Genomic DNA, 19320 nt, shown 5'->3' with positions numbered 1-19320 from the left:
ATGAAAAGACGGAAGTTGATCGATTGGAGACCAACTGGAGGTAGGGCATTCATGGGCCCCTTGACGATCGACATCATGCGGCAAGCGCTTGCACGGGTTGGTCCAGCCGAGCGCTCCAGGCTGGGGTGGATCATCGGTGTGGTCGCGCAGTCCGTGGACCAGGGTGATGAGCTGGCCGAGCTGGCGGTGCGTCAGGCTGCTGCGGATGCCAGGACGGCGCAGGCCGTGTGGGTGTGGCTCGAGGCGTCGGCGGGTGTCCGGGTGGAAAATGCGATCAGCGGGTCCGCTCAGGTCTCCGGGAACGTTCTGCAGGTAGGGGAGGTGCGCGGCGATGTGCATCTGCATGCGCCGGCCGCGTCAACGATCCCGGTGCCACGCCAGCTTCCGCTGCCACCGGCGCAGTTCACCGGCCGACTGGCCGAGTTGGACGCGCTGGACCAGTTGGGGGCCGAGAGCCGGGTGCTGGTGGTGAACGGCCCGGCCGGGGTAGGAAAGACGGCGCTGCTGCTGTCCTGGCTGCATGGTCGCACCGAGAGGTTCCCGGACGGCCAACTCCATGCCGATCTGCGTGGCCACGGCCCCGAGGGCCCCGCCTCGGCGCTGGCGACGCTCGGTGGGTTGCTGCGAGCCTTCGGAGTCGACCGGATTCCGGGTGAAGCCGATGAGGCCGCCGCGCTCTGGCGCTCGGTGACGGCCGGTAGGCGCATCCTGCTGATGCTCGACAATGCTCTGACCGCCGCCCAGGTGCGCCCACTGCTGCCCGGGACGGCGGACGCTGCGGTTGTGGTGGCAAGTAGAAACAGGCTTACCGGATTGGGAGTTGACGGAGCGGCGTTTCTCTCGGTCGGCCTGCTCGACGAGGTGGCCGCGGCCGGGCTGCTGGTGCGGCGGATCGGCGATCGGCGGGCGCAGGCCGAGCCGGCAGCGGTGGGTCAGGTGGTGGCCCGCTGCGCGGGGCTGGCCCTCGCGGTGTCCCTGGTGGCGGCGCGGCTCGCGGCGCGCCCGCAACTGACCGTGGCAGCCGTGGTAGCCGCACTCGACCGGGAGAACGGACGACTGGCCGCGCTCCGGCTGGACGGCGAACCGGCCGTGCAGAGCGCCCTGGATGCCTCGTGCGCCTGCCTGGCAGCCGCACCGGCCCGGCTCTACCGGCGCCTCGGACTGCTGCCGTTCGGCGAGTTCGGCGCCGATGACGCGGCCGCCTTGATCGACGAACCTCCACTGGTGGCAGAGGAGTTGCTCGATTCTTTGGCCGAGGCCAACCTGGTGGAGGAGTTGGGGGCCGACCGATACCGCTTCCATGACCTGGTGCGGTTGCACGCCGCCCTGCTGGCCCGGACCGAGGAGTCGGACGCGGATGTGGAGGCCGCCCTGGGACGAGTGGTGGAGTGGTACCTGGCCACCGCGCGGACCGCCGAGCGGCTCCTGACTCCCAGCCATGCCGGTCAGCGTGAGGACAACCGCCGGCAGCACCAAGGACTGCCGTTCGCGCCGGACGACCAGGCGGCTGCGCTGGCCTGGCTGGACCAGAAGCGCACCCAACTCGCGGCCGCGGTGCGAACGGCCGTGGGCCAGCACTGGGATCGGCCGGCCTGGCAGCTCGTCGACGCCATGCACCCGCTCTTCCTGCGCCTGCGCGCCCCGGAACTCGGCGACGAGCTGCACCGCCTGGGCTTGGCCGCGGCCCGGCGGGACGGCAACCCAGCCGCGGTGGCACGGATGTTGACGGATGGCGCGCGCCGCTTGGACAACCTCGGGAAGCCGGAGGAGTCCGGCGCCTGGTACCAGCAGGCTTATGAACTCGCCCGCACCGGAGGGGGCTTGAAAGAACAGGCACAGGCCCTGCACGGGCTCGGCCGGAGCCATCGGTCGGCCGGGCGGCTGACCGAGGCACAGGAGTGCTTCCAGGAGGCGCTGCGCCTGCGCGAGGCCGTCGGCTACCAGCGCGGTGCCGAACTGACCCGGCTGCTGCTGGCGGAGGTGGCGATGGCCAGGGGGCGGCCGGAGTCGGCGGTTCCCGAACTGGAGTCGGCCCACCGCAGCTTGATGTCGCTGGGGGATCCCTATGAGGCCGCCAGGGCGCTGGCCTTCCTGGGGCAGGCGCGGACCGCACTGGGCCGGTTCGATGCGGCGGCGCAGGCGCTTGAGGAGGCGGCCGGGCTCTTCCGGGCGGCGGGATCAGCGTACTGGGAGGCCCGAGTCCTGGAACTTTCAGGCCAGTTGGCCGAGGCGAGGGACACCCCGGAGCAGGCACTGGCCTGCTACCGGGAGTCCCTCGCCCGCTATCAGCAGGTCGGAGCGGCCGACCGTGACCGTCTCAGCGAGGCGGTGCGGCGGCTGGCAGCGCCGGAGGGCTGAGCCGAGCCGCCTCGGCGGCCTGGGGTGATGACCGAGACCGAGGTCAGCGCCTCGGGCACGACTCGCGCCACCAGGCAGGCGTGCAGCAGCGAACCGAGCACCCTGGCCGCCATACACGTGCTGCCGGGAGCCGGCAGCCAGCGCTGCGGCCGGCCGCGGCACCAGCTGAGCAGGCTGCCGTCCGGCTGGGGCAGGACCAGGACCAGGCAGCCCGGGTAGTGGCCGGCCAGCTCCTCGGGCCGCCGGGTGCAGGCGATTTCGCTGAAGAGCACATCGGCGAGGTCCAGTCGGGAGCCGGAGAGGTCGATGGCCAGGTGCTCATCGGCTCCGCGCGAGACGGTGGAGCCGCCGCGCACCGTCAGCTGGGCGAGCAGCCCGTCCGGCCCGAACCCGTCCAGCGCGACCAGCAGGCCCGTTTCACCGGAGCTGAACTCGGCAGCGACCTGATACATCTGATGCGTCATCAGAACTCCTTCCCGGTCAGTGGTTGGGGCAGTGGCAGTGGTTCGGCCTCCGGGCGGTGCGCCGGCTCGCCCAACTCCAGGATCCGGTACAGCAGTCGGCGGATATTCGCGTCGAAGGCGCCCGGCTCGGAGGAGATTCGGGCGGCGATCTCCCGGTACGACTCCGGCTGGTACTGCTCGGCGGCGTAGTCGAGTTGCTGGTCCAGGCGCAGGCTGAGCGAGAGCGACGGTGCGGTGCGGGCGAGTTGGGCGCCGGGTGAGTCTCGGTTGACGGAGCGGAACGGGTACTGCGCGATCAGGATGGGCGCGCCGGTCATGCTCCCGTAGAGGGTGACCGAGCCATGGTCGCCGATGATGAAGTCGGCGGCGATCAGCGCGGGCCGCCAGTCGCACTGCGGCGGCAGCAGGGTGAGGCGGTCGCCTCCGGCTGCGGCCAGCCATGCTCTGACTTGCCAACTTCCGTGCCCAGCATGGACGTTCGGGTGCACTAGAACGGCCACCCGGTATCGCTCGGCCGGCAGTTCGGTGAGCAGTCGCGGCAGCAGTGCGTCGAGCCGGTGGAAGGCCGATCCCAGGCCCCAGGTGGACGAGACCAGCACGAGCCGCTCACCGTCCCGGAGCCCGAGCGCCTGCCGGTAGGCGTCCCGCCGTCCCAGCCCCAGGGCGATCCGGTCGTAACTGGCGTCCCCCACCACCTCGGTGATCGGCAGCGCTTCGGGGCAGAGCCAAGCGAGGGCGTCGCGCTCCTCCCGGTGCGCTACGGCGAAGGCGCGCGGGACGACCCGGCCCTGCCAGGTCAGGTAGCGGCGGCCGAGGCCGCCGACGGTGCGAGTGGCGGCGTCCTGCGGTCGGGACAGCTTGATGTGGCCCGCCCCGTGGGGGAGGCGGACCAGTGGACCGCGCAGCTGCTCCATGCCCTGGGAGCCGGCGGTCAGGATCAGGTCGAAGTCGGTGCGGCAGACCTGCTCCCAGGGCAGCACCAAGCCGGCGAGCTCCGTGAGGACGCTCTCCACGCCGCTGTTGAACGCGTGCGGGGCGACCGTGAAGACCACGCTGACCCGCAGGTCGGCGCGGAACAGGTGGAGCAGGTCCTGCAGCCGCCGCCCGTAGACCAGGGTGTGGATGACGACCAGGACCCTCTTGCAGTCGGGCAGGGTGCTCCACTGCCCGGGATCACGTTGAACCGGACCAGAATGCTCCTGAACCGGACCAGATTGCTGCTGAGCCGATGACACGACCAATCCCCCTTGGCACATCGACGTGGGCCGCTCTGCTGCGGCCGGTGCCAGGTTTGCCCGGGAGCCTGGCGGAAGCCGTGTCGGACCCTTGTCGAATCCTTGCCGCGCAGGCGGTGGTGCGGGAGCCGACCAGCGTGCGAAGGCGCGCGGCCGTGGCGGGGGAGGGCGCTCACCCGGCCGGGGACTCGGCCGCCTCCGCCCGCAGGCGCTTCAGCAGGGCGACGTCGGCGGGGTGGCCGAAGCCGGGGGCGGCGGAGCGGTCGGGGGTTTCGAGGATGAAGGGGACGCCGGCGGTGGCGGGGTGGGCGAGGAGGTCGCGGAAGGCGGCGGCGCCGATGTGGCCGTCGTCGATGTTGGCGTGCCGGTCCTTGCGGGCGCCCGCGACGTCCTTGGAGTCGTTGGCGTGGATCAGGCGCAGGCGGCCGGGGCCGGCGGCGTCGGTGAGGGCGTCGAGGGCGGCGGCGACGCCACCGGGGGCGGCGAGGTCGTGACCGGCGGCGAAGGCGTGGCAGGTGTCGAGGCAGACGCCGACCCGGGGGTGGCGGTCCAGGGCGTCCAGGTACTCGGCGAGCTCATCCAGCCGGGAGCAGAGCGACGCGCCCTGCCCGGCGGTGGGCTCCAGCAGCAGCCACGGCGCACTGTCGCCCAGTGCGTCCAGTTCGTCGAGCAGCGGCCGCAGATCGCGGCGGACCTGGGCCATCGCGGCCGCCCGCCGGTCGGCGCCGATCGAGGAGCCGGTGTGCACCACCACACCGAGGGCGCCGATGGCGTGGCCGCGCAGCAGGGAGTGGCGCAGCGAGGCGGTGGACCGCTCGCGGGTGGCGGCGCTGTCCGAGCCGAAGTTGATCAGGTAGGGCGCGTGGACGTAGGCGGGGATGCCCTGCTCGGCACAGGCGGTGCGGAACGCCTCGTCGTGGGCGGGGTTGCCGGCCGGGGTGGCCCAGCCGCGCGGGTTGGCCACGAAGACCTGTACCGCCTCGCCGCCGATCCGCTCGTTGTAGGCGAGGCCGGTGCCGACCAGGCCGCGCCCGGCCACCGGCACGTGGGCGCCGATCGGGTTGCGGAGCGGGGGGAGAGCTGCGGCGTTCACCCACCGAGGGTGCCACATGCGGACGAGGCCGCCCCCACGCGGGTGGGGACGGCCTCGTAGCTGGAGCGATTGGCGAGCGTCAGCTCACGGTGTAGCTGTACGGGAGCGCCGCGAGGACGGAACCCGTGGTGCTCATGTTGTTGTTCGCCACTGCAGCACCGGCCGGGCCGGACACCAGGTACAGCACGCCGTGCACGACGCTGCCCTTCTTGCCCTGCGGGGTGATGGTGAGCTGCAGGTTGCCGCTGGCGCCGGGCTGCAGGATCACCGGGGTGACCGCGGGAGCGGAGGCGTTGTAGGCGGCCGCGTACGGGTCACCGGTGCTGGAGGTCAGCGCCGGGTCGAACGCCAGGGTGTGGGCCGAGGCAGTCAGGTTGGAGCTGCCGGCCGGGGCGCCGGCCGCCGGGAACGGGCCGATCTGCTGGACGTAGGTGGCCCAGATGCCGGGGACGATCGGCTGCGCGGAGCTGCCGGAGTCCTTGACCACGGAGACGGTGGAGCCGTCCTGGGCCTTCTTCAGGTCGCCGAACAGGTCGGGCGAGCCGGTCGGGCCGCTGAGCTCGAGCTGGGCCGGGGTGGTGGAGCCCGCCACGCCGGTCAGCGCGTCGGTGCCCGGCGGGACCATGAAGCCCGGAACCGTGGAGCTGGCGGTGAGCGGCAGCGACACGGTGGCCGGGCCGCCGAGCGGCACCAGCGGGACGTTCACCCGGTTGTTGAGCCGCGGGTCGGCCTGGACCTGCTGCACGGCGGCGGTGTTGTTGGTGTAGTTGACCGTCACCTGGACCGGCTTGCCGGCCGGCAGCTTGGTGCCCGCCGAGTTCGGCAGGCCGGGCGCGCCGGCCTTGTCCTGGTCGAGGCCGACGGTGCCGGTGAAGGGCTGGCTGAGCTCGGCACCGGAGACCGGGTTGAAGATGTTCAGCACGAACCGCCAGCGGCCGGCGGCCGGGTTGACAGTGGTGGCCGAAACCCCGGCGGCGGTGCTGGAGATGTTGCCCTTGGCGTCGAAGACCGCGTTGGACTCGGCGTCGATCGGGGTGCCGTTCGGGCTGATCAGCACGCCCTGCATCACCAGCTTCGGGTCCTTGGCGACCGTCAGGCCGACCCGCAGGTCCTGGTGGCCCTTCGGCACGTCGAAGGCCCAGGCGAAGCTCTGCGCGGGCGAGCCGGCGCGGGCGTTGCCACCGGTGATGTTGCCGGTGAAGGTGCCCGTGCTGCCGTTCAGCGGCACCAGGCTGCGCAGCACCACCGGGACGCTGGTGGTGGTGCCGTTGGAGTTGGAGAGCACGACCGACTCGGTGGCGTCACCGCCGGCCGGCGGGGTGGTCAGCTGCACCTTGAGGGTCTTGGACTGACCCGGCTTCAGGTCGGTGACCTGCGGGCTCACCGAGCCGGCCGGAACCGCCTTCTGGGTGGCGGTGTCCAGCAGCACCGGGCCGGTGAAGCCGGCGGTGCCGGCGGGGGTGTAGAGCACGGCGGTCCACTTGCCGGCCGCCGGGTGCGGGACGTCCACGATGCCGAAGTTGGCCGAGACCGGGCCGCCCTGCGGACGGGTGTTGGTCTCGAAGCGGCCGGACGGGTCCAGCAGGGTCATCCGGACCACGGGGGTCACGGTGGCGCTGCCGTTCTTCTGCGCGGCGCCCTGCCAGGCGATCGACGCGGCCAGCCGGTCGGCGGAGGCCGGAACGTCGAAGGTCACCTTGTGCGCGACCCACGGCGCGCCGTTGGTGGCGTAGGGGAACTGCGGGTCGGTGCTGGAGTTGAGCTGCACCGTCTGCTGGGCGTCGCCGAGCGGGGCGAAGGTGCGGGTGCTCGCGGCCACCGTCTGCGGCTTGGAGCTGGTGTTGACCACGGTGACGTCGGCGGTGCGGGTGCTGCCCGGCTCGCCGCTGTCGTCGATCTGACCGGTCGTCACGGCGACGGTGCTGCTCTTCTGGTCACCGGCCGAGGCCTGGTAGCCGCGGGCGGCCTCGACGGCGGCCCGGACGTTCAGCAGACCGGCGCCCTGCTCATCGGCCGGCAGGCCCAGGTCACCGGCGGTGCCGGTGAGGAGCTTCTTGACCAGCGCGGGCGCCGGGGAGGCGCCGTTGTGGCTGTCCCGGTAGGCCTGGATGACGTCGGCGGCGGCGCCGGCGGTCAGCGGGGCGGCCTGGCTGGTACCGCCGAACGGCTGGATCGGGCTGCCCTTGCCGTTGAAGTCGGTGCACTCGGTGTAGATCGAGACGTCGGCCGAGCAGAGCGCCCAGTCCGACTCACCGGGGGCGACCAGGTCGACGGTGCGCCCGGCCTGGGTGACACCGCCGGAGGAGAGCGCCGAGATCCGGTTGTCGGCCCAGGTCCCGTTGGAGAACTGGAAGGCCGCGTAACCGGTCTGGGCGTAGTTCTGGTTGTCGGTCGACGCGCCCGTGGAGATCACGTTGGGGTCGGTCGACGGGGTGCCGACGGTGCCGTTGATGCCCGCGTCACCGCTGGAGACGGTGACGGTGACACCGGCCTTGACCGCCATGTCGTTGAAGAGCGAGATGGTGTCGTGGGCGCCGCTGTCCGGCGTCACGTTGCTGCCGAACGACTCGTTGAGCACGTCGACGTGCGCGACCGTGACCGCGTAGTCGATGGACTGCAGGATCGCCGAGTTCGGGAAGGTGTCGCCACCGGCCTTGAGCGCGACCAGCGAGGCGCCCGGCGAGATGCCCTCGATCCGGATGTTGCAGCCGGCGGGCAGCGGGTGGCTGGAGTTGACGAACTTCGACACGTCGTAGCTCTGCCGACCCTGGGCGACCATCGCGGAGGCGTCCCCGAACGCCTCGGCGTCACCGGCGGGGGCGAAGAAGCCCTGGCCGGAGAAGTCCTGGTAGTCGGTGATGACGTGCGAGCCGTCCGGCCGGATGAAGTCCGGGTTGTTGGGGTCCAGGCCGTCCGCGATGTAGGCGACCTTGACGCCGGTGCCGTCCGCGATCTCGTGCGCACCGGGAGCACCCGCGGTGGCCTCGGTGTGCGTCGAGTAGAGCGCCTCGGGCTCCAGCAGCGGCTTGCTGGGGTCGCTGGGGCAGACCGCGTTGGGGTCCTGGGGGTCGCCCTTGGCGACCGACGGGGCGGTGGCGGTCTTGGGGGCCTGCGTGGTGCCCTTGCCGGTGCCGGGCTTGGCCGGGGCCGGCGGGGTGACCCGCACGGTCTCGTCGGCGATCACCTGTGCGACGGCCGGGTCGGCCTCCAGCGCGGCGCGCAGCGCCGGGCTGACGGTCGCCGAGAAGGCGTTGCCGACCACGAAGCTCTTGACGTTGGTGCCGCCGTTGGCGCGGACCTTGGCCAGCAGCGGAGCCTGCGCCTGGTTCGCCTCCTTCTTGCGGGCATCCAGGTGGCCGGCGTCGGCCGGGCTGTTGGTGAGCTGGTCCTTGAGAATCACGATCACCGGGGCCGGGGCACCGCTCTCCGAGGTCGCCTGGGCGGCGTTCGGGGCGGGGGTGGCCGGAGCGCCGTTGGCGCTGGTCCCGAAGGCCAGCACGAGCGAGGCGGCGGTGAGCGTGACGGCTGCGAGCTGCGGTTTGCGCCAGCCGATCATGAACGTCCTTTCGTCTGATAAGACGTCAGGAGAGGGTCGTCCAAGCGCGCGTGCGAGGGTCGGACGCACGCGTGCCTCTGGAACGCCTGTCCCGACAAGCTCACGCATTCCATCGTGTCCACGCCCTTTCAGACAAGGGGCTGCCCGAGAAGGAACCGTACCGAGAGCGGAGTTGACTGTCCGATAGACGGATAATTGCAGATCAGAGGGGGTGTCGGGGCCCCGGCACGCCGTGAGCTTTTGATGAAGATCACGGGATAACCGTTTGGCTGTCCGGAAATATGCCTGACATGGACCTCGGGATGAACCACCAACACGGCAACACCATCGCGGATGCCCTGCGCCGCTCCGCCGCCCGCACCCCCGACCGCCGTGCGCTGCACTTCACCGCCCAGGCAAGCAGCACCGCCCAGGCAAGCAGCACCGCGCAAGCGAGTAGCACCGCCCAAGCAAGCAGCACCGCCTCAGGCGTCGACCGCAGCTGGACCTACCGCGAGCTCGACCACGCCGTCACCCGGGCCGCCGCCGACCTGCTCGCCCGCGGCCTGCGCCCCGGCGACCGGGTGGCCGCCCTCGGCCGCAACTCCGACGCCTACCTGCTGCTCTTCCTCGCCTGCGCCCGGGTCGGCCTGGTCCACGTGCCGGTCAACTACAACGCCACCGCCGCCGAGCTGCGCTACTTCACCGAGCAGTCCGGCAGCGCTGCGCTGCTGTACGACGACGAGTACGCCGACCTGGTCGCCACCCTCCCCGCAGGCGGCCCGGTGCGCCACCAGGCCACCCTGACCGAACTGCTGACCCGGGCTCAGGACGGGCCGGTCCCCGCGCTCATTACCTTCGTCCCCGACCACGACCTGGTCCAGCTGCTCTACACCTCCGGCACCACCGCCGCCCCCAAGGGCGCCATGATGACCCACCGGGCGCTGCTCCACGAGTACCTCTCCGCGATCACCGCCCTGGACCTGCGGGAGACCGACCGCCCGCTGCACGCCCTGCCGCTCTACCACTCGGCGCAGCTGCACGTCTTCCTGCTGCCCGGCCTGCTGCTCGGCTGCGAGAACCGGCTGATCCAGGCACCCGACCCGGCCACCGTGCTGCGCCTGCTCAGCACCGAGCGGCTCACCTCGTTCTTCGCCCCGCCGACTGTCTGGGCGGCGCTCGCCGCCCACCCCGACTTCGCCGCCGCCGACCTGGGCCACCTGGAGAAGGCCTACTACGGCGCCTCGGTGATGCCCGCCCCGGTGCTGGAGCGGCTGCGCACCGCGCTGCCCGGCACCGGCTTCTACAACGCCTTCGGGCAGTCCGAGGTCGGCCCGCTGGCCACCGTGCTGCGCCCCGAGGAGCACGACGCGCGGCCCACCTCGGCCGGCCGCACCGTGCTCTTCGTCGAGGCCCGGGTGGTCCGCCCTGACGGCCGGCCGGCGGGGCCGGACGAGATCGGCGAAATCCAGTACCGCTCACCGCAGTTGTGCACCGGCTACTGGGACAAGCCGGAGGAGACGGCGGCCGCCTTCGACGCCGGCTGGTTCCGCTCCGGCGACCTGGTCCGGCGCGACGCCGAGGGCTATGTGCAGGTCGTGGACCGCCTCAAGGACGTGATCAACACCGGCGGGGTGCTGGTCTCCTCCCGCGAGGTCGAGGACGTGCTCTACGCGCACCCGGCGGTGGCCGAGGCGGCCGTGGTCGGCGTCCCGCACCCGAAGTGGATCGAGGCGGTGACGGCCGTGGTGGTGGCCCGGACCCCGGTCGCCGAACGGGAGTTGATCGACTGGGCCAGGGAGCGGCTGCCCGCCCACAAGACGCCCAAGGCTGTGCACTTCGCCGACGGGCTGCCCAAGAACGCCTCCGGCAAGGTGCTCAAACGGGAGCTGCGGGAGCAACTCACCGGCTCCCAGCAGCCGTTCTAGTCAGCCCCCAGCGGCAGCTCCAGCTCGAACCAGACCACCTTGCCGTCCCGGGTGCCCCGGCTGCCCCAGCGGTGCGCCAGCTCGTTCACCAGGTGCATGCCGCGCCCGCCCTCGTCGTCCTCCAGGGCCCGGCGCATCCGGGGCGCGTGGCCGTCCACGTCGGACACCTCCACGGTCAGCACCTGGTGGCGGAAGAGCCGCAGCTCGGTGGGGGCGCCGGCGTGCACCAAGGCGTTGGTGATCAGCTCGCTGGTCAGCAGCTCGGTCTGGTCGATCAGCGCGGCCAGCCCCCAGCCGGTGAGCACCCGGCGGGCGAACCGCCGGGCGTGGCCCACCTGGGCGTGGTCGTCGCGCAGCGACAGGGTGGCGATCCGGTCCGGGCCGATCACCCGGGCCCGGGCCATGATCACCGCGATGTCGTCCTCCCGGTCGCCGGTGATCAGCGCCGCCAGCACCGCGTCGCAGGAGTGCTCCAGCCCGCCGTGCTGCTGCGCCACGGTGCGCCGCAGCAGCTCCAGGCCCTCGTCCAGGTCGCGGTCCCGGCGCTCGATCAGGCCGTCGGTGCAGAGCACCAGCAGGCCGTCCGGCGGCAGCCTGAACTCCACGCTCTCGAACGGCACCCCGCCCACCCCGAGCGGAGCGCCCGTCGGCAGGTCGAGCAACTGGACCGAGCCGTCCAGCGCCGTGACCACCGGCGGCACATGGCCGGCGCAGGCGGCGGTGCAGATCCGGCCCACCGGGTCGAGCACCACGCAGACGCAGGTCGCGTACTGGCCCTCGCCGGCCCCCTCGGCGGCGGTGGTCGCCGCCTCGTCGAGCCTGCGCAGCACCCGCGCCGGGTCCATGTCCAGGGTGATCAACGTCCGCGCCGCAGTGCGGAGTTGGCCCATGGTAGCGGCGGCCCGCAGGCCGTGCCCGGTAACGTCGCCGACCACCAGCGCCACCCGGCCGCAGGGCAGCGGCACCACGTCGAACCAGTCGCCGCCGACCTCGCTGAGCTGACTGGCCGGCAGGTACCGGTAGGCGACCTCCAGGCCGGGCGAGTCGTGCACCTGCTGCGGCAGCAGGCTGCGCTGCAGGGTCAGCGCGGTGTCCCGCTCCCGGCGGTAGAGGCGGGCGTTGTCGATCGCCACCGCCGCCCGGGCGACCAACTCTTCGGCCAGCGCCTGGTCGGCCGCGCCGAACGGCTCGGGGTTGTTGCGCAGCCGTATGAACTCGGCGCCGCCCAGCACCCGGCCGCGGGCCACCAGCGGGACCATCAGATAGGAGTGGATCCCGGAGTCCAGGGCCGGCTGGATCCGGTCGGGGGAGCTCACGATGGTGGCCAGGTTCTCCTCGGTCACCCGGGGCACCAGGATCGAGTGCCCGGTGCGCAGGCTCTGCGCGTACAGCGCGGCCGACTGCGAGCTGCCGCCCACCGGGTCGGCGGCCCCGGTCAGGACCGCGTCGCCGTCGAGCTCGCCGACCGCCACCGCGCGCATGGTGGCCGACCCGGACGCCGGCAGTGCCGGGGTCTCGTCGCCGAGCAGCACCGCCTCCAGCAGGTCGACGGTGACGAAGTCGGCGAACCGCCCGATCACCACCTCGACCAGCTCCTCGGCGGTGCGCGGCAGGTCCAGGGTGGTGCCGATCCGGCTGGACGCCTCGTTGAGCAGGGCCAGCCGGCCGGTCGCGGCGTTGGCCTCGTCCAGGGCGCGCTGGCGGGCCTCGGCGGCCTGCTGCTCCAGGGTGTAGAGCCGGGCGTTGTCGATCGCCACGGCGGCCCGGGAGGCCAGCTCGTCGCCGAGGGTGATGTCCTCGGTGGCGAACGACTCGCGCTCGCCGCGCCGGGAGTAGACCACGATGCCGAGCACCGTGCCGCGGGCCACCAGCGGGGTGATCCGCACCGAGCGGGAGCGGCGGCCGAGGAAGTCGCGCAGCTGCTCGGGGCTGAAGCCGGTGGCCAGCGGCGGCAGGTCCCAGGAGGGCACCACCACGGTGCGGCCGCCGGTCATCGCCCGGGCGTACGGGGAGGTGGGATCGACTTCGTAGACCGCGTCGATCGGCAGGCCCTCCTTCGGGTAGTCCGGGACGGAGGAGGCCAGCGCCAGCCGGCGCACCCGCACCCCGCCGTCGGGCGGTGCGGGCTCGGTGCCGACCAGCGGGTCCAGCACGAACACCCCGCTCAGGTCCGCCACCCGGGGCACCATCGCGTCGGCCAACTCCCGTGCCGTGGTGCGCAGATCGAGGGTGGTGCCGATGGAGGCGGTGGCGTCCACCAGCAGGGCCAGCCGCTCCTGGGCCCGGGCGGCCCGCGACTCGGCCTTGTGGCGGTCGGTGACGTCGACGATGGTGGAGCTGACCCCGTGCACCTTGCCCGGCGGGTCCTCCAGCCGGAAGTAGGAGGCCGACCAGGCGTGTTCGTGGGTCGGGTCGCCCGGGGTGATGCCGTGTGAGCGGGCGTCCAGCACCACGTCGCCGGTGTCCAGCACATGGCGCATCACGGCCTCTATCTCGGCGGCGTTGATCCCGGGCAGTACCTCGGTGAGCCGCCGGCCCAGGTGGTCGGCCACCGACGTCCCGTTGATCCGGGCCAGCGCCTCGTTGAGCCGGACGAAGCGCAACTCATTGTCGTAGACCGCCATGCCCACCGGGGCCTGGCTGAAGAAGCCGTCCAGGACCGCCAGATCGGCCTGGATCCGGCGCAGCGCGGTGACGTCGGAGGCCACCGCGAGCACCAGCGGCTCGCCATCGGGGCCGGTCACCGGGTGGGTGCGGAACTCCAGGTTGACGAAGTGGCCGGCGCGGTGGAGCACCGGGAAGACGCCGGACCACGGCCGCCCGGCCAGGATCTCCTGGAACAGCGCCAGCACCTCGGGGCGCTGCTCGTCGGTGGCCAGCAACTGTGCGGCGGGCTGTCCGACGGCCTCGGCGGCGGTGTGGCCGAGCAGCGCCTCGGCGTCCTCGCTCCAGTGCAGGATCCGCCCGTCCTGCCGGATCAGGGCGGTGGCGATCGGCACCATCTGCAGGCCCTCGGCACGAGCCGGGGCGCCGTCCGCCGCATCGCGGCGGTCGTCGTTGCCGCTCTCCTGCCCGACTGCGTCCATGGTTGCCGCCGTTCGAAGGGGGCCTCCGGGGTTGGCCACCCCATTTTCCCACTGGTGGGGCGGGCGGGGCATGGGCGGACGGCGGTGGCAGGCTGGGCCGCATGGAGACCGAGATGAACTTCGAACTGGGTACCGACGGTCCGCGCACCCTGCTGGTGGCGCTGGACGGCTCGGTCACCTCGCTGCGCGCCGGGGCCTATGCGGCGGGGCTGGCCCGCCGGCAGGGCAGCCGGCTGATCGCGGTGTACGTGCAGACCGTCGGGGCGCTGGCCGGGATGAGCGCGCTCGCCGTGCAGGCGGCCCGCGAGGGGGCCGAGGCGACCGCCGCCGAGCTGCGGGAGCTGGCGGAGCGGCAGGCCCGGGAGCGCGGCGTCGGGCTCACCTTCGTGACCCGCACCGGCGATCCGTTCACCGAGATCGCCGCGCTGGCCGACGCGGAGCGGGCGGACGGTGTGCTGGTCGGCGCGTCGGAGCACCTCGGGCACCGGCTGGTCGGCTCGCTGGCGGTGCGGCTGGTGCGGGCCGGGCGCTGGCCGGTCACGGTGGTGCCGTAGAGCGGGCAGCCTCACCGGAGGCACGGCAACCGCACTGGCCGGCCGGTCGGCCAGGCGGCCCGGCAGGTCGGCCAGGCGCGGAATAGGCCGTTCGGGCAGCTAGTTGTATAGTGCACCTTAAAGGTTGCATTTAACACCTTTTGGCTCAGCCATATCGGTTGCAATAGCCAACTAAGCCTCCGAAGGGACGCGCCTGGCATGACCGCCTCCACCCGGCACCCACTCACCCACCTCGTCAGCCACCTGCTCACCCCGCTGCTGATGTGCCTGGGCATGGCGCTCGCCTACCAGGGCGCCTTCCACCAGCCCGCACCGCACCACCTCAAGGTCGCCGTGGTCGGCAGCGGCCCGCAGTCCCAGGCGCTGGCCGCCGGGATCCAGCAGAAGGCGGGCAGCGCGCTGGACGTCAGCACCGTGCCGGACCGTGCGGCGGGCGCCCACCGGATCGAGCAGCGGCAGCTGGTCGGCGCCTTCGTGCCGGACCCCAAGAACCCCGAACTGCTGGTCGCCACGGCCAACTCGGACTCCTCCAAGACCGCGGTCCAGGAGGTGTTCACCCAGGTCGCCGACGCCCAGGGGGTGCCGATGAGGACCACCGACCTGGTCCCGACCTCCAGCGGTGACCCGACCGGGCAGGGCATCTTCTTCCTGCTGGTGGCGCTCAGCGTCGGCGCCTACGGCAGCGTCGCGGTGATCGGGGCGGCCGGGGCCGCGCTGTCGATGCGCGGCCGGGCGCTGGTCGGCCTGGCCGTCTCACTGGCGGTCAGCGTGATCGGGATCGTCGTCGCCGGGCCGGTCTACCACATCGTGGACCACCACCAGGTGGCGGTCTGGGCGCTCGCCTGGCTCTACTCGGCCGGCATCGTCATGATCGGCACCGGGCTGCACAGCTTCCTGAAGCGCTGGACCACGCTGACCCTGATGGTGCTCTTCGTGATGCTCAACTTCACCAGCTCCGGCGGGGTGTTCCAGCCCGCGCTGCAGCCCGGCCTGTTCGGCTGGCTGCACCGCTTCTACGACGGCGCCGGGTTCGTCGAGGGCACCCGGTCGATCCTCTACTTCGACGGCGGCGTCGGCCTCGGCGGACGGGTGCTCTCGCTGGCGCTCTGGCTGGTGGCGGGCCTGGCGCTGGTGGCGGCCGGCGGCTGGTACGAGCGGCGGGCGCGGCTCGCGGCGCAGCGGGCCGAGGCTCGGCCGGCCCTGGCGGTGGTCGGCGGGGCCGAGGAGGAGATGGAGGAGGCGGTCGGCGTCTGAGGCGACCGCGCCCGGCCGTCGAGCCGGGTGCCGGCGGGTGGCCGGCCCGGTGCCCGAGTCGCCGGGACGGTCACCCGCCGGCGCCCGGCAGCGGCAGCAGATGGCGGGAGCTCAGGTGCCCCACCCAGTGCCGGTGGCACTCCGGGCAGGCGGCACCGCCACCCGTCGAGTACGGGGAGGCGGCCGGGATGCCCGCTTTGGAGAAGGCCTCCCAGTCAGCCCCGTCCTCGTCGCGGTAGTGCATGACGTCGTAGTCGGCGGCCCACTGGTGCCAGCAGTGTCCGCAGGTGAACTCGACGTGTTCCACAGCCAGTTCGGTGATCATGGCGGTGCTCCTTGGGCCCGGGGCGGCCGCGGTGCGGGCCAACGGTGCGGAACGTCCCGTACCGGTCATGAAACTCCCATCCCCGGCCCGAGGCAAGGCCTGGCCGGGCGCCGGGCGACGGCGTACAGTGCGGCGATCGCGCCCCGCGGCGCTGACAGCGAGTCACCTGCTGAACTAGGATGAACGGCATCGATCACTGCGTCCGCGCGTGCTGAAGTGGTACGGGGGCGGCCCTGGAGGTGAGGGATGTCGGAGTCCGAGGCGCGGGGAACGACGCTGGCCGAGAAGATCGACGGCCTGTTCCGGGTGGTGCGTCGCCCCAACCGTGAGCAGTACAGCCACGAGGAGGTCGCCAAGGCCTGCCGGGAGGCCACCGGCGAGACCTTCTCCGCCACCTACCTGTGGCAGCTGCGCACCGGCCGACGGGACAACCCGACCAAGCGCCACCTGGAGGCGCTGGCCCAGTTCTTCCAGGTCCCGGTGGCCTACTTCTTCGACGACGAGCAGGGCGCGGCCATCGCCCAGGAACTGGAACTGCTCGGCGCGCTGCGCGACGCAGGGGTGCGCAGCGTGGCGCTGCGTGCCGTCAACCTCTCGCCGGAGGGGGTGGGCACGATCAGCGACCTGATCGACGTGATCGCCCGCCGGGAGAGTGCGGGCGGCGGCACGTAGCGCGGCCGGGGCGGGGGGAGGGACTGCGGTGCGGTTCGGGGTGGACTTGGTGCGCTTGCGGCAGCGCCGCCGGCTCTGGCAGCGATGCCAACAGCGGGTGGCCGACCTGGAGTTACCCGATCCCTTCGACGCGGCGGCGTTCGTCCGGCTGCTCGCCGTCCGGCGCGGCAGGCCGATCGAGCTGATCCCGGTCACCGCCCGCCCCACCCTGCCCTGCGGACTGCTGATCACCACCGACCGGGCCGACTGCATCGTCTACCTGGCCGACACCACCCCGCTGCACCAGCAGCACATCCTGCTGCACGAGGCCGCCCACCTGCTCTGCGGCCACCACGAGAACGCCGAGGCCCGACTCGGTGCCGCCCAGGCCCTGCTGCCCAGCCTCTCCGGCGAGCTGGTCACCCGGGTGCTCGGCCGCACCGTCTATGCCGAACCGCAGGAGCAGGAGGCCGAACTGGTCGCCTCGCTGATCCTGCACCGGGTCCAGCGCCAGGACGCCTGGCCGCCGGTGGCGCCGAGCCAACTCTCCTGGACCGAATCGGTGTTCGGACTTTCCGACGCCCCACCGGGGCGCCATGTCTGACCTCGGCCCGGCCGACCTGGCCGCCTACCTCTCCGCCGCGGTCTTCCTGCTGCTCGCCGGCCAGTGGATCGCGGCCGCCCGCACCCAGCCCGACGAGCAGGCCAAGCGCTACGCGATCGGCTTCGCCCTCTGCATGGGCGGCGGGCTGGTCGCGCGTGCCCCCGCCACCCTGACCGCCCTGGGCCGGCTCAGCGGTGGCCCGTATCCGGGGGCGCTGGTCGGCGACCTCCTCAAGACCGCCGCCGGCGGCCTCCTGGTGCTGCTCGCGCTGGCACTGCGGGTCCGGGGCGAGCCGGAGCGCCGGCTGCGGACGCGACGCCTGATCCGCCGGCACGGCGGCGCCGCCGTCACCGTGTCGGTGCTGCTCGTGCTGCTGCTGTACGCCGCCCATCCCGCCGTGCGCGGCGACAGCCTGGTGGTCCACGGCACCGGCCGCTGGCTGCTGGCCGGCTACGACGCGGTGTTCGGCGGCTACGCGGTGTGCTGCCTGGCCGTTCTGAGCACCGTGCTGGCCCGGCAGATCCGGCGCGCCGACGCCGGGCTGCTGCGCACCGGCCTGTGGCTGATGACGGGCGCGGCCGTGGTCGGCGTGATCTGGAGCCTGTGGACCCTCGACGACCTGATCCCGGTGCTGCTGCGCGGCCGCCAGGACAACGGCGAGGACATCCCCTCCGACGTGCTGGGCGCGATCTGCGCCGTGTTCGCGGTGAGCGGCGCCACCGTCACCGTCTGGGGCGCCACCCGCTGGGGCGCCCGGATCACCGCACCGGCCCGCTGGCTCCGGGCCCGCCGTCGCTACCGGGCCCTGGAGCCGCTCTGGTCCGCCCTGCACACCGCCGTGCCCGGCATCGCCCTGGCACCCCGACCGGGCCGGCGGCCGCCGCTGCGGACCGCCGAGTTCGCGCTCTACCGGCGGATCATCGAGATCCGGGACGGCCAGCTCGCGCTGCGCCCGTATCTGCAGCCGCAGCTGCCCGAATGGCTGGCGGCCGTCGAGCCCGGTGGGGAGCCGGACGGCGCGGTGCTGGAGGCGGCGGCACTGGCAGCCGCCCTGGAGGCCCGGCGGGCCGGCCGGCCGGGTGGCGAACCGGCGGGGCCGGGCTGGGTGCCGCAGCCGGTGCCCGGTACGGTGGCCGGCGAGGCGGCCTGGCTGCTCCAGGTCGCCGCGGCCTTCGCCGGCTCGCGGCTGGTGGCCGAGGTGCGGCAGCGGGCCCGGGCAGCCTGACGGATCGTCAGAAGGTCCCGTTGAGCGTGCCGGTCGGGGGAGCGGGCGGCTCGGGGTCGTCCGGGAGATCGGGCGGCTCGGGCAGCTCGGGGGCGGGCGGGAGGTCGGGCTCCTCCGGGAGCTCCGGCGGCTCGGGCAGGTCGGTGAGGTGCGGCAGATCCGTGAGGTGGGGCAGGTCGGTGAGGTGGGGCAGCCGCGGGATGTCCGGCAGCTCGCCGAGCTCGGGGAGCTCCGGTGGCTCGGGCAGCTCTGGCGGCTCGGGCAGGATCGGCATGCGGGGCCTCCGCTCGGCTCGGACGGTCCGTCACATCCTGCTGTCCGGAGCCCGCTTCGGCAAGGCCCGCCCGTGATCACCGGGACGCTTGCGGCGGCGGCCCGGCGGGTTCACGCTGGTGGATGAGGTAGGAGGCACACCATGCGCAACCAATGGGATGTCGAGCTCAGCTTCGAGGAAGACGGCGTGAACACGCACTGTGACGCCCGGCTGGTCGGAACCAGGGCGCCGTCCCTGCACGGCCACGGCGACGCGGTCCGCAGCGCCGAGGACCGGCCGCTGGCCAGGATCGGCGAGGAGGTGGCCGCCTGGCGCGCGTTGGACGACCTCTCGCACAAGCTGCGGGCGCAGGCGTCGGGCGAGATCCAGGACGAGGGCCATCGGCCCGGGTATCTGGTCTACTGATCGGGTCGTCCCAGGGCTTCATGGCTTGAGTGCTTCATGGTTCGAGTAGCTTCACAGCTCGTTCGAGTGGCTCATGGCTCGGGACGAATGACGCTGGCCGCCGAGGGCCGCCCACCGGACCGCGCCGGCGGACCCGAGGCAGCGGGGTGAAGGCTGCTCGGGCCCGGGCGGGTCGGGTGGGTCGGCCCCCGGCGGCCAGGGTGTCCGGTCGGGCGGTCGGCTTGTCCCTCCCACATGGGACCCGGCCCCTGTTACGGGACCGGACCGGCCGTCCGACCGTGCTCTGGTGCGGGCTCCGTCAGCGCGCCGCCTGCTGCGGGGTGAGCCAG

15 protein-coding genes are annotated in these 19320 nt (G+C 73.0%); 8 read left to right on the top strand and 7 right to left on the bottom strand.

Translation table 11 applies throughout. The features are described from left to right. The first annotated feature begins 138 nt into the window (after positions 1–138). Positions 139–2358, top strand: a complete 2220-nt coding sequence (locus P3T35_RS05985; RefSeq protein ID WP_101379523.1) for a tetratricopeptide repeat protein — start codon at positions 139–141, stop codon at positions 2356–2358. On the opposite strand, the gene P3T35_RS05980 is transcribed toward P3T35_RS05985, so the two are convergent. The 4 genes from P3T35_RS05980 to P3T35_RS05965 form a co-directional block, all read right to left on the bottom strand. Next, entirely contained in the window at positions 2286–2822 is a 537-nt protein-coding gene (locus P3T35_RS05980; RefSeq protein ID WP_101379522.1) for a hypothetical protein, read from the bottom strand. The two genes, P3T35_RS05985 and P3T35_RS05980, sit on opposite strands and share 73 nt — an antisense overlap. Then, the gene (locus tag P3T35_RS05975; RefSeq protein WP_280704540.1) at positions 2822–4057 is read right to left on the bottom strand and encodes a hypothetical protein; all 1236 of its coding nucleotides are present in this window, start codon (positions 4055–4057) and stop codon (positions 2822–2824) included. The genes P3T35_RS05980 and P3T35_RS05975 overlap by 1 nt, the downstream gene beginning before the upstream one ends. Before the next feature lie 172 nt (positions 4058–4229). Then, on the bottom strand, positions 4230–5150 hold the full coding sequence (locus P3T35_RS05970; protein WP_280704538.1) for a deoxyribonuclease IV: 921 nt from the start codon (positions 5148–5150) through the stop codon (positions 4230–4232). A 79-nt stretch (positions 5151–5229) separates the two neighbouring features. Then, the gene (locus P3T35_RS05965) at positions 5230–8706 is read right to left on the bottom strand and encodes a S8 family serine peptidase (protein WP_101379520.1); all 3477 of its coding nucleotides are present in this window, start codon (positions 8704–8706) and stop codon (positions 5230–5232) included. Between the two features lie 302 nt (positions 8707–9008). On the opposite strand from P3T35_RS05965, the gene P3T35_RS05960 reads away from it, so the two are divergent. Then, a complete protein-coding gene (locus P3T35_RS05960; RefSeq protein ID WP_101384909.1) occupies positions 9009–10613 on the top strand; it encodes a fatty acyl-CoA synthetase in 1605 nt (534 codons plus the stop codon). On the opposite strand, the gene P3T35_RS05955 is transcribed toward P3T35_RS05960, so the two are convergent. Beyond that, positions 10610–13699 (bottom strand): SpoIIE family protein phosphatase, encoded by a 3090-nt coding sequence (locus P3T35_RS05955; RefSeq protein ID WP_101379519.1) that lies wholly within the window; start codon positions 13697–13699, stop codon positions 10610–10612. The two genes, P3T35_RS05960 and P3T35_RS05955, sit on opposite strands and share 4 nt — an antisense overlap. A 101-nt stretch (positions 13700–13800) precedes the next feature. On the opposite strand from P3T35_RS05955, the gene P3T35_RS05950 reads away from it, so the two are divergent. Both P3T35_RS05950 and P3T35_RS05945 read left to right on the top strand, forming a co-directional pair. Continuing rightward, the gene (locus P3T35_RS05950; RefSeq protein ID WP_101379518.1) at positions 13801–14253 is read left to right on the top strand and encodes a universal stress protein; all 453 of its coding nucleotides are present in this window, start codon (positions 13801–13803) and stop codon (positions 14251–14253) included. Between the two features lie 198 nt (positions 14254–14451). After that, positions 14452–15507, top strand: coding sequence for a hypothetical protein (locus P3T35_RS05945; protein ID WP_101379517.1), 1056 nt, complete (start codon positions 14452–14454; stop codon positions 15505–15507). A gap of 70 nt (positions 15508–15577) precedes the next feature. On the opposite strand, the gene P3T35_RS05940 is transcribed toward P3T35_RS05945, so the two are convergent. Then, positions 15578–15832, bottom strand: a complete 255-nt coding sequence (locus tag P3T35_RS05940) for a hypothetical protein (protein WP_101379516.1) — start codon at positions 15830–15832, stop codon at positions 15578–15580. Between the two features lie 246 nt (positions 15833–16078). Between P3T35_RS05940 and P3T35_RS05935 the strand changes: the two genes are divergently transcribed. From P3T35_RS05935 to P3T35_RS05925, 3 genes are read left to right on the top strand one after another with little or no spacing between them, the layout of a single operon-like run. Beyond that, positions 16079–16504 carry a helix-turn-helix domain-containing protein gene (locus P3T35_RS05935; protein WP_101379515.1) on the top strand — a complete coding sequence of 142 codons (426 nt, stop codon included), beginning with the start codon at positions 16079–16081 and terminating at the stop codon, positions 16502–16504. 28 nt (positions 16505–16532) lie between these two features. Beyond that, positions 16533–17087 (top strand): ParH-like protein, encoded by a 555-nt coding sequence (locus tag P3T35_RS05930; protein WP_280704532.1) that lies wholly within the window; start codon positions 16533–16535, stop codon positions 17085–17087. Beyond that, a complete protein-coding gene (locus P3T35_RS05925) occupies positions 17080–18312 on the top strand; it encodes an MAB_1171c family putative transporter (protein ID WP_101379514.1) in 1233 nt (410 codons plus the stop codon). The genes P3T35_RS05930 and P3T35_RS05925 overlap by 8 nt, the downstream gene beginning before the upstream one ends. A gap of 7 nt (positions 18313–18319) precedes the next feature. On the opposite strand, the gene P3T35_RS05920 is transcribed toward P3T35_RS05925, so the two are convergent. Further along, positions 18320–18586, bottom strand: a complete 267-nt coding sequence (locus tag P3T35_RS05920) for a hypothetical protein (protein ID WP_101379513.1) — start codon at positions 18584–18586, stop codon at positions 18320–18322. 141 nt (positions 18587–18727) lie between these two features. Here P3T35_RS05920 and P3T35_RS05915 point away from each other — a divergent pair, with 141 nt between their 5' ends. Then, the gene (locus P3T35_RS05915; protein WP_101379512.1) at positions 18728–18991 is read left to right on the top strand and encodes a dsRBD fold-containing protein; all 264 of its coding nucleotides are present in this window, start codon (positions 18728–18730) and stop codon (positions 18989–18991) included. Positions 18992–19320 lie beyond the last annotated feature (329 nt).

The sequence above is a fragment of the Kitasatospora sp. GP30 genome (assembly GCF_029892145.1).
GTDB lineage: Bacteria > Actinomycetota > Actinomycetes > Streptomycetales > Streptomycetaceae > Kitasatospora > Kitasatospora acidiphila.
The sequence above is the reverse complement of the archived record's forward strand: the minus strand, read 5'-3'. Positions and strand labels throughout refer to the sequence as shown.